14 protein-coding genes are annotated in these 13,429 nt (G+C 71.0%); 7 read left to right on the top strand and 7 right to left on the bottom strand.

Annotation, left to right across the window (positions count from 1 at the left end; all coding sequences use genetic code 11):
• Window positions 1-29 precede the first annotated feature (29 nt).
• Entirely contained in the window at window positions 30-869 is an 840-nt protein-coding gene (locus tag AB0I43_RS02790; protein ID WP_356972731.1) for a heme ABC transporter ATP-binding protein, read from the top strand.
• A 97-nt stretch (window positions 870-966) separates the two neighbouring features.
• Complete coding sequence (locus tag AB0I43_RS02785) at window positions 967-1,488, top strand: hypothetical protein (RefSeq protein ID WP_356972730.1); 522 nt, start codon at window positions 967-969, stop codon at window positions 1,486-1,488.
• Here AB0I43_RS02785 and AB0I43_RS02780 read toward each other — a convergent pair.
• Genes AB0I43_RS02780 through AB0I43_RS02765 form a run of 4 tightly spaced genes read right to left on the bottom strand, consistent with a single transcriptional unit; the run spans window position 1,485 to window position 4,866 of the window.
• Window positions 1,485-1,865 (bottom strand): YrdB family protein, encoded by a 381-nt coding sequence (locus AB0I43_RS02780; RefSeq protein ID WP_356972728.1) that lies wholly within the window; start codon window positions 1,863-1,865, stop codon window positions 1,485-1,487. The two genes, AB0I43_RS02785 and AB0I43_RS02780, sit on opposite strands and share 4 nt — an antisense overlap.
• Before the next feature lie 11 nt (window positions 1,866-1,876).
• On the bottom strand, window positions 1,877-3,970 hold the full coding sequence (locus AB0I43_RS02775) for an MMPL family transporter (RefSeq protein WP_356972727.1): 2,094 nt from the start codon (window positions 3,968-3,970) through the stop codon (window positions 1,877-1,879).
• Window position 3,971: 1 nt separating this feature from the next.
• The gene (locus AB0I43_RS02770) at window positions 3,972-4,502 is read right to left on the bottom strand and encodes a hypothetical protein (protein WP_356972726.1); all 531 of its coding nucleotides are present in this window, start codon (window positions 4,500-4,502) and stop codon (window positions 3,972-3,974) included.
• A 7-nt stretch (window positions 4,503-4,509) separates the two neighbouring features.
• Window positions 4,510-4,866, bottom strand: a complete 357-nt coding sequence (locus tag AB0I43_RS02765) for a hypothetical protein (RefSeq protein ID WP_356972725.1) — start codon at window positions 4,864-4,866, stop codon at window positions 4,510-4,512.
• 164 nt (window positions 4,867-5,030) lie between these two features.
• On the opposite strand from AB0I43_RS02765, the gene AB0I43_RS02760 reads away from it, so the two are divergent.
• The 3 genes from AB0I43_RS02760 to AB0I43_RS02750 are packed head-to-tail and all read left to right on the top strand — an operon-like array spanning window position 5,031 to window position 7,359.
• A complete protein-coding gene (locus tag AB0I43_RS02760; protein ID WP_356972724.1) occupies window positions 5,031-6,029 on the top strand; it encodes a hypothetical protein in 999 nt (332 codons plus the stop codon).
• The gene (locus AB0I43_RS02755) at window positions 6,029-6,277 is read left to right on the top strand and encodes a DUF5703 family protein (protein WP_356972723.1); all 249 of its coding nucleotides are present in this window, start codon (window positions 6,029-6,031) and stop codon (window positions 6,275-6,277) included. Before AB0I43_RS02760 ends, AB0I43_RS02755 begins: the two co-directional genes overlap by 1 nt.
• Before the next feature lie 5 nt (window positions 6,278-6,282).
• The gene (locus AB0I43_RS02750; protein ID WP_356972722.1) at window positions 6,283-7,359 is read left to right on the top strand and encodes a quinone-dependent dihydroorotate dehydrogenase; all 1,077 of its coding nucleotides are present in this window, start codon (window positions 6,283-6,285) and stop codon (window positions 7,357-7,359) included.
• A gap of 90 nt (window positions 7,360-7,449) precedes the next feature.
• Here the strand turns inward: AB0I43_RS02750 and AB0I43_RS02745 are convergent, their stop codons facing one another.
• On the bottom strand, window positions 7,450-7,836 hold the full coding sequence (locus AB0I43_RS02745; protein WP_356972720.1) for a hypothetical protein: 387 nt from the start codon (window positions 7,834-7,836) through the stop codon (window positions 7,450-7,452).
• A 301-nt stretch (window positions 7,837-8,137) separates the two neighbouring features.
• Window positions 8,138-8,404, bottom strand: coding sequence for a hypothetical protein (locus AB0I43_RS02740; RefSeq protein WP_356972719.1), 267 nt, complete (start codon window positions 8,402-8,404; stop codon window positions 8,138-8,140).
• Window positions 8,405-8,911: 507 nt separating this feature from the next.
• On the opposite strand from AB0I43_RS02740, the gene AB0I43_RS02735 reads away from it, so the two are divergent.
• Both AB0I43_RS02735 and AB0I43_RS02730 read left to right on the top strand, forming a co-directional pair.
• Window positions 8,912-10,420 (top strand): PfkB family carbohydrate kinase, encoded by a 1,509-nt coding sequence (locus tag AB0I43_RS02735; RefSeq protein ID WP_356972718.1) that lies wholly within the window; start codon window positions 8,912-8,914, stop codon window positions 10,418-10,420.
• Between the two features lie 251 nt (window positions 10,421-10,671).
• On the top strand, window positions 10,672-11,430 hold the full coding sequence (locus AB0I43_RS02730) for a GTP cyclohydrolase II (RefSeq protein WP_356972717.1): 759 nt from the start codon (window positions 10,672-10,674) through the stop codon (window positions 11,428-11,430).
• Here AB0I43_RS02730 and AB0I43_RS02725 read toward each other — a convergent pair.
• Entirely contained in the window at window positions 11,377-13,254 is a 1,878-nt protein-coding gene (locus AB0I43_RS02725; protein WP_356972716.1) for an HAD hydrolase-like protein, read from the bottom strand. The genes AB0I43_RS02730 and AB0I43_RS02725 overlap by 54 nt on opposite strands.
• Window positions 13,255-13,429: the final 175 nt, after the last annotated feature.

Genomic DNA, 13,429 nt, shown 5'->3' with positions numbered 1-13,429 from the left:
GCACGACATTCGGCACGAGGAGGCCGCGCATGAGCGGGTTGGGCGCGGTCTTCGCGCGGACGCACGAGCTGCCCGGCACGCCCGCGCGCGGCACCGTGACATTGCGCGCCCGCGACCTGACGGTGATCCGGGGCGGCTCCGCCCGAGCCGTGCTGGAAGCGGTCGACTTCGAGGTGGCCGCCGGGGAGGTGGTCGCGCTGGTGGGGCCCAACGGCGCGGGCAAGTCCACCTTGCTGGCGGCGCTGGCCGGAGAGCTGGACCCGAGCGCGGGCGCCGTCGAGCTGGACGGCCGTGCGCTCACCGAGTGGTCGACCCTGGACATGGCACGACGGCGTGCGGTGCTGCCGCAGACCCACACCGTCGGGTTCCCGTTCACCGCACTGGAAGTCGTCGCGATGGGCCGCGCGCCCTGGGTGCGCACCGAACGCCGCGAGGCGGACAACGAGCTGATCGCCGCCGCCCTGCGCGCCGCCGACGTGTTCCACCTGGCCGGGCGCTCGTTCCCGACGCTGTCGGGCGGCGAGCGCGCCCGCGTCGCGCTGGCGCGGGTCCTGGCCCAGGACACCGCGACCCTGCTGCTCGACGAGCCCACCGCCGCCCTCGATCTGGGCCACCAGGAGGCGGTGCTGCGCCTGGCCGCCGAGCGCGCGGCCGCGGGCGCCGCGGTCGTGGTGGTGCTGCACGATCTCGGCCTGGCCGCCGCCTACGCCGACCGGGTCGCCGTGCTGGAATCCGGCCGGATCGCCGCCGACGGCCCGCCGCGCGAGGTGCTCACCACCGAGCTGCTCTCGCGCGTCTATCAGCATCCGGTCGAGGTGTTCGATCATCCGGTGACCGGCGCGCAACTGGTGCTGCCGATCCGCCGCTGAGCGCACCCGCCCCGCTTACCGGCCGCGGCTCGCGGCGGCGGCTAAGGTCTGAATCGATCTTGAACGCCGCTGCTCCACTCCGCCGCCGGGAAGTGAGATGGCCGTGCCGAAATCGCTGAACATCGTTCTCGCGCTGACGTTTTCGGCCGGTGTCGGCATCGCGGCCCCGCCCGCCGCCGCGCACGACCCGATCGGCACCTGCTACGGCGGCGACTTCCGCTGGACCGCCGTGGAGGGCGCCATCACGATGGCGCCCCAGCTGCTGACCTTCACCTCGGCCGGCCGGCTCTGGGGCTGCGACAGCGCCGCGGGCATCACCGGCGCCACCTTCACCGGGGTGCACATCGCCCGATCGGACTGCATGCATCCGGCCGACGGCCCGCTCACCGTCGACCTGCTCTGGTCCAACGGCGAGACCAGCCGGCTGTGGGGCCCGTGGCCGGTGGGCATGATGCAGCCCACGGTCGGCGATCTCACGGTGGTCGGCGGCATGGGCCTGCACCGCCGGGTCCGGGTCGAAGCCTGGTACGAGATGATGACCCCGGACCAGATCAACGGCTGCGTCGGCCCCGGCCTCACCACCGGCGTCGGCCGGATGACCGCCCGGATCGTCGACTAGGACCGCTGCGGGGCGGCGGCCGGCTCCGCGGCCAGCGTGCCGTCACCGAGATAGCGGATCAGCGCGTTGAGCGCCCACACCGCGAAGAACGCCCCGCCCGGCACCGGCCCGACCGCCACGCCCCACGCCAGCGCACCGCCGCCGAACCAGATCAGCTCCAGCGCCAGCCGCCACCTCCCGCGCAACGGGAACCGCGCGTTGGCGGCCGCCCCGAACAGCGCCCACATGTAGATGAACAGCGCCGGCCCGACCAGCCCGGCGACAACGCGCAGCAGCAGCGAGCCGTCCAAGGTGAAACCCCAGGTGGCGGCCCCGGCGATGACGCCGAGTTCGAGCAGGAACATCACCACCAGGTTGGCGCCCTTGACTATTCGCACGACCGATCCCTTCAGCGCCAGATCAACTTCAGCACCGCCGGGGTCAGCAGCATGCGGATCACGGTGGCGTCCAGGATCAGCGCGGCGATCATGCCATAGGCGATGTATTTCATCAGGACCAGGTCGGAGAACCCGAACGCCCCGGTGACGACGATCAGGATCGCCGCGGCCGAGGTGATCACCCCGCCGGTGTGCGCCACGCCGTACCGGATCGCCTCCGGCGCGTCGGCCCCGGCCTGCCGGGCCTCCGAGACCCGCGACAGCAGGAACACCTCGTAGTCGGTGGACAGGCCGAACACCACGGTCACGATCAGCGCCAGCACCGCGAACATCAGCGGGCCCGGCGTGAAATGGAACCAGTCCGCGCCGTGGCCCTCGACGAAGATCCAGGTCAGCACGCCCAGCGTGGCGACGAGACTGAGCGCGCTCATGGCTACCGCCTTGAGCGCCAGCACGATCGAGCGGAACGCCACATACATCAGCAGCAGCGCGGCCAGCGCCAGGATCGCCACCAGCAGCGGCAGTCCTTCGAGCAGCCCGTTGATGCTGTCGCGCTCGAGCGCCGGCACCCCGGCCACCATCACCTGCACGTCGTCGGGTTCGGGCAGGGCGCGCAGTTGCGCGATCACCGCGTCGGCGTCGCGTTTGTCGGCGAGCCCGGCGTTGAGCACATTCACGCCGTCCTTGGTCGCGGCACTGGGCTCGAACCGCCCGGTCAGGCCCGGAATCTGATTGGCCGCATAACGGATGTCACTGAGCTGCTGCGGATCCGCGCCGACCACCACCAGTTTCAGCGGTTCGGTGCGGAAACTGGGAAACAGCTCGTCGAACCGTTCCTGGGCGACGCGGGCCGGATTCTCCGCGGCCAGATACTGCTCGCTGATCCCGCCGAATTCGATATGGCGGAACGGAATCGCCAAGGCCAGCAGCGCCAGCACGATCGGCACCGCCACCTTCCACGGCCGCCGCATCGCCCACAGGGCCAGCCGCGAGAAGAATCCCGCGTCGATCTGCGCCTCGGTCTTGGTGCGCGAGAACCGTTTCCAGCCCCACAGATCGATGCGCCGCCCCGCGATGCCCAGCGCCGCCGGGAGGGCGGTCACCGAGAGCAGCGCGGCCAGCAGCACCGAGCTGATGCCGCCGTAGGGCACCGAGCGCAGCACCCCGTTGGGGAAGATGAACAGCGCCGCGAGGCTGACCGCGATGATCGCCGCCGAGAACTGCACGGTGCGCCCGGCCGTGGCGACCGTGCGCGCGGTGGCCTCCTCGACGGTCTGCCCCGCGGCCAGCTCCTCCCGGAAGCGGGTGACGGTGAACAATCCGTAGTCGATCGCCAGACCGAGGCTGACCAGGGTCATCACGATGCTGGCGAAGACGTTGACGTCGATGAGGTGGGTCAGCCCGCGCATGATGCCGGAGGTGCCCAGGATCGTCATGCCGCCGATCAGCACCGGCAGCAGCGCGCCCACCACGCCGCCGAAGACGAAATACAGCAGGATCGCCACCAGCGGCAGCGCGATGATCTCCGCGCGCTTGATGTCGTCCTGCATGCCCGTGTTGAGCCCGGACAGGATCGGCTGCAACCCGGCCAGCTCCACCGTGGTCCCGCCGGGCCCGGTGCCGGGACCGTTGGCGCCCAGTTCATCGACGATCGCGGCGTAGTTCTCGACGGTCGCGGTGCCTTCCCCGCGCAATCCGACGCTGGCGAAAGCGTGAGTCTTGGTGGCGTCGGTGGCGTTGGCGGCGAACGGGCTGTCCCAATAGCTGTCGATCTTCTGGATGCGATCGGGGAAGCGCTCCAGCAGATCTCGCAGCGCGCCGGTCACCGGTCCGCGCACGGCCGGATCGTCGACGGTGTGCCCGGCGGGCGCGCTGTAGAGCAGGATCAGGTCGCTGTCGGTGTCGCGCCCGAAGGTGGAGTCGGCGATCTTGGAGGCGGCCACCGACTCGCTGGATTCGTCGAACCAGCCCTCCTGGGTCATCTTCTCGGCCACGCCCTGGCCGTAGAACCCGGACAGCGCCACCGCGCACACGGCGACGGCCAGCACGAGAAAGCGGTGGCGGTAGACGAACCGGCCCCACCGCAGCGAACCCGAATGCAGCATGTCAGCCGCAGGCCGCGGTGCGGTAGTCGGCCGAGCGCAGGATGCCGCACAGGTCGGTGCGCGAGATCTTCCACTTGCCGTCCAGCCACACGAAATGCACCACCGTGGTGCGCACGGCGGTGCCGGTGCCGTCCTTGTCCAGGCGCATGGTGGCGGTGAGGGTGCCGTCGCGGTTGTCGAAGACCGGGTCGGTCACGCCGTAGACCGCGCGCGGATTGTCCTGCAGCGCTTTGTACATGTCGGGGATGGCGTCCTTGAACGCGTCCCCGTCCTCGATCAGCGCGGTGCGTTCGCTGTCGGGCAGCGCCGGATCCAGGGCGCGCTTGATCTGCGCGTCGAGCTCGGCCGCGGTGGGCAGCGGCCGGTTGGCCGCGATCGAGGCGGAGGTGGCGGCCGAGGCGGACAGCGAGGCGTTGGCCGAGGAGCGCGCCGCGGCCACCGACCCCTCGTCGGGGCCGGAGCCGCCGCAGGCGGTGAGCGCGCCCGTCAGCAGCAGGGCAGCGGTCAGCAGAGTAAGTCGTGAGGAAAGCATCGAATTCCTACATCCCATCGATGACGGAACTGATCCGCCCCAGCAGGGCACGCACGGTCGTGACGTCCCGGTCCGCGGCGGCCTCGACCGGCGCGGCGTCGGGGATCATATCCCGCACCAGCGCCACCACACTGCGCTCGTCGTCCAAGTCGACGTCGGTGACGCGGACCTGAGCCCGCGCGACCACGTCTTCCGGACCGGGCACCGCGGTGTCGAGATCGGCGCGGTAGATCTCCAGCGTCAGTGTCGGCCCCACCGTCCGGAAGGCGTACGGCCGGCCGTCGGCGGTCACGCCGAAGCCGTGCGCGAACGGACCAACGGTTATGTCTTCGAGGACAAAACCCGATGGATGGTCGGCTTTCACTGCGAACTCCCTGAGTCGGACGCTTGGTAACACCCAAGATAAACGAAGTCGGACCGGGCTCGGCGAAACGACAGACCGGTCGCATCCCGCTACCCCGGTCGGCGGCCTCGGTGCGTCATCATGGTCAGATAGTGGGGTTGACCCCGGGTGTGAAGGAGTTCGGTGTGCGCGTCCCGTTGGCGCTGGCGAGTGCGGCGACGCTGCTGTTGCTGACCGGCTGCTCCACGTCCGAGAACAAGCCGGACGCGCCGACCCGCGAACCCGCCACCGCCGCCGTCGCCCCCGCGCCCACCGCCGCCCCCGCGGGCCAGGTGGTGCCGCTGGGCCGTCCGGTCTCCGCGCTCACCGCCGACCCGGGCACCGGCCAGCTCGCCGCCCTCGACGGCGCCACCCTGCTGCTCATCGACCCCGGCACCGCCGCCGTGCGCACCGTCGCGCTGCCCGCGCCGGGCGCGAGCCTGGCCCCCGGCAAATCCGGGGAGATCCTCGTCGCCGCACCGCAGCGGGTACTGCGCGTCGACGTCGCCGCGGCCCGGACCAGCGAGATCGCCGTCGACGGCGACGTCCGCTCGGTGGCGGCGGGCGAGGGCGACACGGTGCTGGCCGGAACGGCCGACGGCCGCGTGCGCACCCTCGCCGCCGACGGCGCGGTGCTGCGCACGATCTCCGGCCTGGTCTCGGCCGACGTCCTGGCCCGCACCCCCGACCACACCGTCGTCGTGGACCGCCATCAGTCCTCGCTCACCGAGATCGCCCCCGACGCCGACCGCCTCGGCCTGGCCCAGCGCGCCGGCGACGGCGCGACCAATATGATTACCGACCACTTCGGGCGGGTATTGGTGATCGACACCGCCGATAACGAATTACTCGTCTACAGCACCGGACCACTGCTCCTGCGGCAGCGGTTCCCGGTAGGATCTTCGCCTTACGCACTTGCCTACGATCGGCGGTCGGAGACCGTGTGGGTGACCTGCACGCAGAGCAACGAAGTAGTCGGATTCGAGCTGTCCACGGGCATCCCGGTGGAGGTGGGCCGCTACCCCGCGGTGCGCCAACCGGATTCGGTGACCGTGGACGAGCGCACCGGTGACCTGTTCGTGGGTTCCGCGACCGGTGACGGATTGCAGCGAATCCGGGCGGATCAGCGGAAGAGAGGGCAGTGATGGCGCCGAAACACTCCCGCGCTTTACCGGCGAGCTGGACGGAAAACACAAGCGACGACTACGAATACGTACCGTTGCGACTACCTAAGGATATGAATCGGGTGACCGCCTCCATGCGCCTGGCGATCCAGGCCGAGTTCGGTGGCTGGGAGTTATCGCGGGTCCGCGCCTACACCGACGGCAGCCGCCGCGTGCTGCTGCGCCGCCGCAAATCCGCGCACCTACCCCAGCCCGAGCCGGGGATGTGACGCCGATGTACGCAATCGTGCTGCGCCTGATGTTCCTGTTCGATCCGGAGCGCATCCATCACTGGGCTTTCGCCGCCATGAAGCTGGCCGCGCGGTTCGCGCCGGCCCGCGTCGTCATGCGCAAGCTGCTGGTCGCCGACGATCCGATCCTGCGCAACCGGGTGTTCGGCGTGGACTTCCCCGCGCCGCTGGGCATGGCCGCCGGTTTCGACAAGAACGCCGACGGCGCCGACACCTGGGGCCCGCTCGGTTTCGGCTACGCCGAGATCGGCACCGTCACCGCGCAGGCGCAGCCGGGCAATCCGGCGCCGCGCCTGTTCCGGCTGCCGGCCGACCACGGCCTGATCAACCGGATGGGCTTCAACAACTTCGGCGCCGAGCGGGCCGCCGAGCAGTTGCGCACGCGGGCCTCCACGGTGCCGATCGGCGCCAACATCGGCAAGACCAAGATCGTCGAACCGGCCGGCGCGGCCGCCGACTACGCGGTCAGCGCCGCCCTGCTGGGGCCGCTGGCCGACTTCGTCGTGGTCAACGTCAGCTCCCCCAACACGCCCGGCCTGCGCGACCTGCAGGCCGTCGAATCGCTGCGCCCGGTGCTGCAGGCGGTGCTGGCGACCGTGCGGGTGCCGGTGCTGGTGAAGATCGCCCCCGATCTGTCCGACGACGACATCGACGCGGTCGCCGATCTCGCCGTGGAACTGGGCCTGGCCGGAATCGTGGCCACCAACACCACGATTCGCCGCGACGGCCTGCGCACCGACGACGCCGCGGTCGCCGCCATGGGCGCGGGCGGGCTGTCCGGTCCCGCCGTTGCCGACCGCTCGCTCGAGGTGCTGCGCCGGCTCTACCGCCGCGTGGGTGATCGCCTGGTGCTGATCTCGGTCGGCGGCATCGAGACCGCCGACCAGGCCTTCGAGCGCATCCTGGCCGGCGCCAGCCTGCTGCAGGGTTTCACCGGCTTCATCTACGGCGGCCCGTTCTGGGCGCGCACGATTCATCGCGGTATCGCCGAGCGCCTGCGCCGGCACGGCTACACCTCGCTCGCCGAGGCGGTCGGCGCGGAGAACGTCGCCCGCACCTGATCGGCGGTCGCGGCCGCCGGGCTCGACCCCTCCCCGAGCCCGACGGCCGGCCGCGCCGCGCCGAAGGCCTCGACGCAGAGTCTGCGGGCCTCAGCCGTGGAAGCGCTGCACTCCCCCGGGGTGCGCGGCAACCAGGTGCGGCCGATGGCGGTATCTGTCGGCGAGCGGCGGATCTTCGACCTGCTCGAGCTGCAGGCGCGCGATCATCCGCTTGGACAGCATGATGACGGCCTGTTCCCACAGCAGTCCCAGGACGCCGGCGCAGTCGGCGGCGCGGGCCTGGGTGTGGCGGTTGTGCACGGAGTCGATGTCGCTGAGGATTTCGTCGAGTTCCATTCCCGCCCGCGCCTGTTCGCGGGTGAGCAGCCGGTCGGGCAGCCAGCTGAGCCGCCATAATCGGTCGCCGGAGCCGGTTTCCCGGTAGGCGGTCTCCGGCGTGATGTCGCTGGTCATGGTCCAATCGGTGGTGCGGATCATTGCGCTGTCTCCGGGTGCTGGAGCTCGGTTTTCGAGCTGCTCTGACGGAATTCCGAGTTGCCCGGCGCGCTGGACGGCCCGGTGCCGGGCCCTCCGGTCGTGCCGGAATTCTGGGTGCTGAGGTTCCCGGTCCGGCCCGCGACCCGGTCTGTGGTCGCCGGCGGTGAGATTCCTCCCCGCAATCGCGTATTCACCTGTGCTCGAGCCGTCCGGCGGCCGCCGGTCCTCCTTCTCCCGGCCACCCGCAGTGCCGATTCGGTCGGCTTATCGCTGGTCACCGACCAGTCGGTTACATATCCGATCATCGCGGCCGCCGCTCGAGCATGCGGGTGAGCAGCCGCAACACCGGTGTCGCCGCGGGCTCCGCCCGCTCGGCGGCCGGATCCGCGCTCAGATCCCGGTGCAATCGCTCGCGCGATTCCATTGCGGCCCGGGCCTGTTCGCGGGTGCACAGCTCGGGCGACCAGCTCAGCCGCCACGCGGGTTCGGCCGCGCGCCGGCTCGGGCGCCAGGCCCAGTCGGGCGTGACGCTGCTGGTCATGGACCGGCTGCTTTCGTAGATCGTCACGGCTGTCTCCCGGGAAGCGGTGCGGTGGACCCGGTGCCGGTTTCGCGGGTGCGCGCGAATCCGGCCGACTGAAAGGACCGGTCGGTCGGAGTTGCGCTGATCCGGAAACGGATTCGAGCAGCCGGGCAACGGCGTGGACAAGTTGTCTGGTGGGGTGAGCGGACACAGTACGTTCGCGCCTAGCCGCGGAAGTTGGGCTCCGGCTCGGTGGCGGGCCGGTGTTGCCGGCGGCGGCGGATACGGCGTTTCACGAGAACCACTCTCATCACCAGACCCTCCCGAGCTCCGGTGTGGCGAAAGGATCGCCTGGACTCCAGTGTGCCGGGTCCCGCAGGTCTATCGCCAGTCCTTCTGGGGCATTTGCCGCCAAACTGACGTCAAATGTCGTAACGCATAAGGGATTCACCGCGATCACCCTGGCTAAACCCGCAAGTTGGGCATATTGTGGGCCGATAGCCCCGCGGAAACGCGAAAAAGCCAACGCCATGTGGAGGAGGGGATCGCGCGATGATGCCGCAGGATCCCACCGTCGTCCAGGGCATCCTCGCCCGGCTGGGCAAGCACCGGGGGCTGGCCGACGGCGCGGATCGCCTGCGCACCACCGAGATCGACGCCAGAGCCCTGCTCGACCTGCCGGTGGTACGCGAGCGCGCCTACCGCACCGGCCTGCCCGCCGAGGAGGTCGTCCTGCCGGTGCTGCGCGAAAGCGCCCGCCACCTCGACCCCACCAAGCAACTCATCGCCGACGCCACCCTGGCCCTGGGCCTGCAACGCGAAAACCCCGCCGACGACATCGATCCCGGCGGCCTCTACGCCACCGACCTCGGCCTGCGCCGCTCCTACCTCGCCGAGAACTGGCAGCAACTGCACCGCGGCCTGGGCGCGCCCACCACCCCGCGCCAGCCCTCGGTGCGCTCCCTGCGCAGCAGCCTCGAGCAGCGCGCGCTCTCGGCCCTGGCCGAGCTGCTGGTCACGCCGGCCGCCGAACGTGTCGGCCCGGTTCGGCCACAACGTGTTTCGAATTCCGGGACGGTGACCGTCATCGGCGGCGCGGTCGTCGACCACCACTATCGCACCGACCGCATGCCGACCGCCGAAGGCACGCCGGTCTTCGGCCGTTTCGAGGAAAGAATCGGCGGCAAGGGATTCAACCGCGCGATCGCCGCGGCCGGCCTCGGCTTCCGCGTGCGCCTGATCACCGCCGTCGGCGACGATCCCGCGGGGCATCGCATTCTGCAATACCTGCACGAGATGGCGATCGAAACCGATCTGGTGACGGTGGTGCCGAACGAGCCCACCCCGGTGGCGGCCGTCATCATGGACGCCACCGGCGGTATCGGCACCATTCGCGCCGACAACGAGATGGTCCGCCTCACCCGCGACGCGCTGCGCCAACCGGCCGCGCGCGAGGCGATCACCGAATCCGACGCGGTGCTGCTCAGTTTCGACAATCCGTTCTCGGTGCTCGAGCAAGCGCTCGACATGCTCTCCACCGTCCCCGAGGGCCCGTGGCTGCTGGTGCAGCCCACCCCGCCGCTGGACCGGCCGCAGGATCGGCCGCAGGATCTGCACCGCTACTTCCGCCGGATCGACTACCTGCTCGGTACCCGCAACGAACTGAGCAGCCTGCTACTGCCCGGCGATCGCGGGCCGGTCGACGCGCAGGGGCATCCGATCGCGCGGGAACTGGTCGAGCGGCTGCACGCGCTGGGTGTGGACGCGGTCTGCGCGGTCGAGAACTATCGCTGCCGCGTGCGTTCCGCCGAGCTGGACCTGGAGATCGGCAAGCCGATGAGCGCCGGTCTCGCCGAATCCCCCGGCGCGCGTGCGGCTTTCACGGCGGCGCTGGCGCTGCGCCTGGTGCAGTCCGGGCGGGTCGCCGATCGCGCGGATCTGGATTGGGCGATCACGGCGATGGCGGTGCGCCAGATCACCGAGGCGGTTCCCCCGCTGTCGCTGACCGAAGAGATCGATCGCATCGCCGACTACCCGCTCAGCGGAACCGACGAGGGGTGACGCGGTGGCGATCAGCGGCGGAGGTGTTGCCCGCAGTTCGCCGCTGGACGACACCCTGCGCACTCGGTACCGTCTTGCCCTGCCGTTTGCCGCACCCTGAGTTATCTTCTGCTGCAAGCGCGCCCCGCGCCGATCGTCTCGACCTGCTGGGCGAAATGTCCCGAACGCCAGACTCTTCCGGAGGAGCATTGAACATAATCGTGTCGCATGCCGACGAAACGGCGCATCAGTTCGCCCGGAAGGGTCGCGAATTGCCGCTTCGGGTCAGCGAGTTGCGCGAGGACAGCGGAGAGCTGCTCGGCTACATTCTGGCATTCGGCACGGTCACCGACGGCTGCCTGGTGCGGATCCATTCCCGTTGCCTCTACGGCGAATCGCTGCGGTCCGACGACTGCGACTGCGGGCCGGAGCTCGACAAGGCCCTCGATCTCATCCAGCAGGCCGGCCACGGCGTGCTGGTGTACCTGGAGCAGGAAGGGCGCGGCCTGGGGCTGATCGCCAAGGCCCGCGGCTACCGGCACAGTGAACAGACCGGCGCCGACACCTTCGCCAGCTACGAGGCGCTGGGCTATCCCGCCGACGCCCGCAATTACGACCTCGCCGCCGAGCACCTGCGCAAGGTGCTCGAGTTACGGTCGGTGCAGTTGCTCACCAACAACCCCGTCAAGGCCGAAGCGGTGGCGCGCGCGGGCATCGCCGTCACGCCGGTCCCGCTGGGCACGCGCCCACTCAGCGAACGGGCGCGCGCGTATCTCGAGGCCAAGCGCCGACGCCGCGGCCATTGGATCCCGGCGGACTACGCACCGTGGGCCGCCGCCGCTGTCGATCCCGCCGCCGATCGCGCGCTCGTCGACACCGCCGTGATGCCGGCGCTGCCGCCCGAGCCGGCCTGCCCGCCCGAGGCCGCACCGGCCCCGGTCACCTCCAAGTGGCGGATCTGGCCGAAGCGGAACGTGTTACAGCCACAGGCGCAGCAGCGAGAGGTTCCCGGCGATCTGCCGGTCGGCTAGTCCGGCGGCGCGAAAGTCCTGGTGGTTCTCCGCACCGGTGAGCACCGCCAGGAACTGCACGCCGTTGCCCGCGGCCGCGGCGTAGTCCCGGTGGCTGTCTCCGACGCACAGCGTCTCCTCGGTGGCGATGCCCGCCCGCGCGAGCGTCGCGATCGGGCGGTGCAGCACCGCGGGATCCGGTTTGTGCGCACCGGTTTCGGCGGCGCCGTAGATATCGGCGGGCGCGAAGTAGTGGTCCAGTCCGATCTGCCGCAGATCCTGGACCACGTACTCGTAGCAGCCCGAACTGACGATGAGCCGGCGGATGCCGCGCCGGCGTAGCGCCTCCAGCAGCTGCGCCGCGCCGACGGTCGGCACCGATTTCCGCTCGGCCATGGCCCGGCGGTAGCGCCGGTCGAACTCGACCGGGTCGACGGCCGGCACGATCGCGGCGATCAGCTCGTGGAAGGGCCTGCCCCAGGCCGCGCGGATGGTCTCGTCCTCGAGCAGCACCCCGAAGGTGGCGGCGGTGGCGCGCAGCGCGGGCCAGCGGGTGCGGATCGTCGCGGCGATGGTGTCGTCGAAGTCGAACAGCACGGCCCGGCAGCGGCGCAGCAGGTCGGCGATGGTCGGCGGGGCGGCGGGCTCCGGGGTCACCGGCAGGTTGCGCGCGATCAGGTCCGCCTCGGCGATCAGATCGGCGACGCCGACCCGGGCGAAGCAGGAGCGGGCGTCCGCGGCGCGGCGGCGGGCCCGGTCCGGCCGGCCCGCCCCGATCGCGATCTTGGCGAGCCCGAGGTGGCAGCGGCCCGCGCCGAGCGGCTGATCCAGCCACCCGGTGAGCAGGAGCCCGCGCTGGTACAGCGGTTGCGCCCGCGCGGCGGCGCCGGACTCGTACCAGGCGTCCGCCAGGTATACCAGCGCCTCGGCGGTGCCTTCCGCGCAGCCCAGGCGCTCGTAGCGGTGCCGCGCCCGCTGGAAGGTTTCGATCGCGAGCGCGTGTTTCGATTCCCGCAGGGCACACAGCCCGAGTTCGATCAGGGTCGCGGCCTGCCCGTCCAGACCCGCGGTGTCCGGCGCGTGCGCCAGCACTTCGGCGAAATCCGCTCTGGCCGTGGCATATTCACCGAATCGCGAGTCGAACTGGGCGGACAGGCGCAGCGTCTCGCGGCGCTCGGCCGCGGTGGCGCCGGGTGGCAGCGCGGCCTCGCTGCGCGCCAGGCAGTCCAGGGTCTCGGCGCGGCGGCCGCGCCCGGCCTGGACGCGTCCGACCAGCGCGTGCATCCGCGCCCGCGCGACCGGCTCGGGCGCGACCGCGGCAGCCCGGGTGCCCAGCCGGACCAGCTCTCGCCAGCGCCCGCGCCCCCACAGGAACCCGGCCAGGGACTCCGCGAGGTCGAGCACGGCGGGGCCGTCGGCCCGCCGGAAGGCGATCTCGGCGAAGGCCAGGATGTTCTCGCGTTCACGTTCGAGGGCCGCGATGCGCCGCGGGCCGGAGTGGATATCGGCGTGAGTGCGAGCGAAGTCGCGATAGAACTCGACCAGCCGGGCTTCCAGGTCGGCGCGCGCGGCCGCGTCCAGCTTGCGCAGCGCGTAGTCCCGGATCCGGGGATCCAGGCATAATCGCCCCGCACCGGCGGGCCCCTGCGCACCGTCGAGGAGCGCGGCAGCGCCGATGATTCGTAGTCGCCGCTCCAGGTCCTCGTCGGCGAGGCCGGTGGCGGCGGCGAGAGCGGCGGGCGAAGCCGGAGCCGGATGCAGCGCGATCGCCATGATCACGGCACGGGTGGCCGGATCGTCGGTGAGCAGTGCGCAATCGCGATCCGCCGCAGGCCGCACCGGCACCGCCCCTCCCCCGGAAAAGATTCGGAACGATTCCACGGTATCCCGCCGTCCCGCCCCGCGCGGGCACTCCGGCGGGATCCGGCAATGCTGGTCGGGGGCGGTGTCCAGGGGTGAACCTGTTCCAGAAATGCAGTCCGTGCACGTAACGGACGCCACTTTACTAATTCTTTGGTTA

This window comes from Nocardia sp. NPDC050435 (genome assembly GCF_040655395.1).
GTDB lineage: Bacteria > Actinomycetota > Actinomycetes > Mycobacteriales > Mycobacteriaceae > Nocardia.
This window is presented reverse-complemented; position numbering and strand designations above follow the sequence as displayed.

Bases quoted from the DNA above. Each gene is read 5' to 3' on its own strand.
- AB0I43_RS02790 (WP_356972731.1), top strand. From the start codon at position 30: ATGAGCGGGTTGGGCGCGGTCTTCGCGCGGACGCACGAGCTGCCCGGC.
- AB0I43_RS02785 (WP_356972730.1), top strand. From the start codon at position 967: ATGGCCGTGCCGAAATCGCTGAACATCGTTCTCGCGCTGACGTTTTCG.
- AB0I43_RS02775 (WP_356972727.1), bottom strand. From the start codon at position 3,970: ATGCTGCATTCGGGTTCGCTGCGGTGGGGCCGGTTCGTCTACCGCCAC.
- AB0I43_RS02770 (WP_356972726.1), bottom strand. From the start codon at position 4,502: ATGCTTTCCTCACGACTTACTCTGCTGACCGCTGCCCTGCTGCTGACG.
- AB0I43_RS02755 (WP_356972723.1), top strand. From the start codon at position 6,029: ATGGCGCCGAAACACTCCCGCGCTTTACCGGCGAGCTGGACGGAAAAC.
- AB0I43_RS02750 (WP_356972722.1), top strand. From the start codon at position 6,283: ATGTACGCAATCGTGCTGCGCCTGATGTTCCTGTTCGATCCGGAGCGC.
- AB0I43_RS02745 (WP_356972720.1), bottom strand. From the start codon at position 7,836: ATGATCCGCACCACCGATTGGACCATGACCAGCGACATCACGCCGGAG.
- AB0I43_RS02735 (WP_356972718.1), top strand. From the start codon at position 8,912: ATGATGCCGCAGGATCCCACCGTCGTCCAGGGCATCCTCGCCCGGCTG.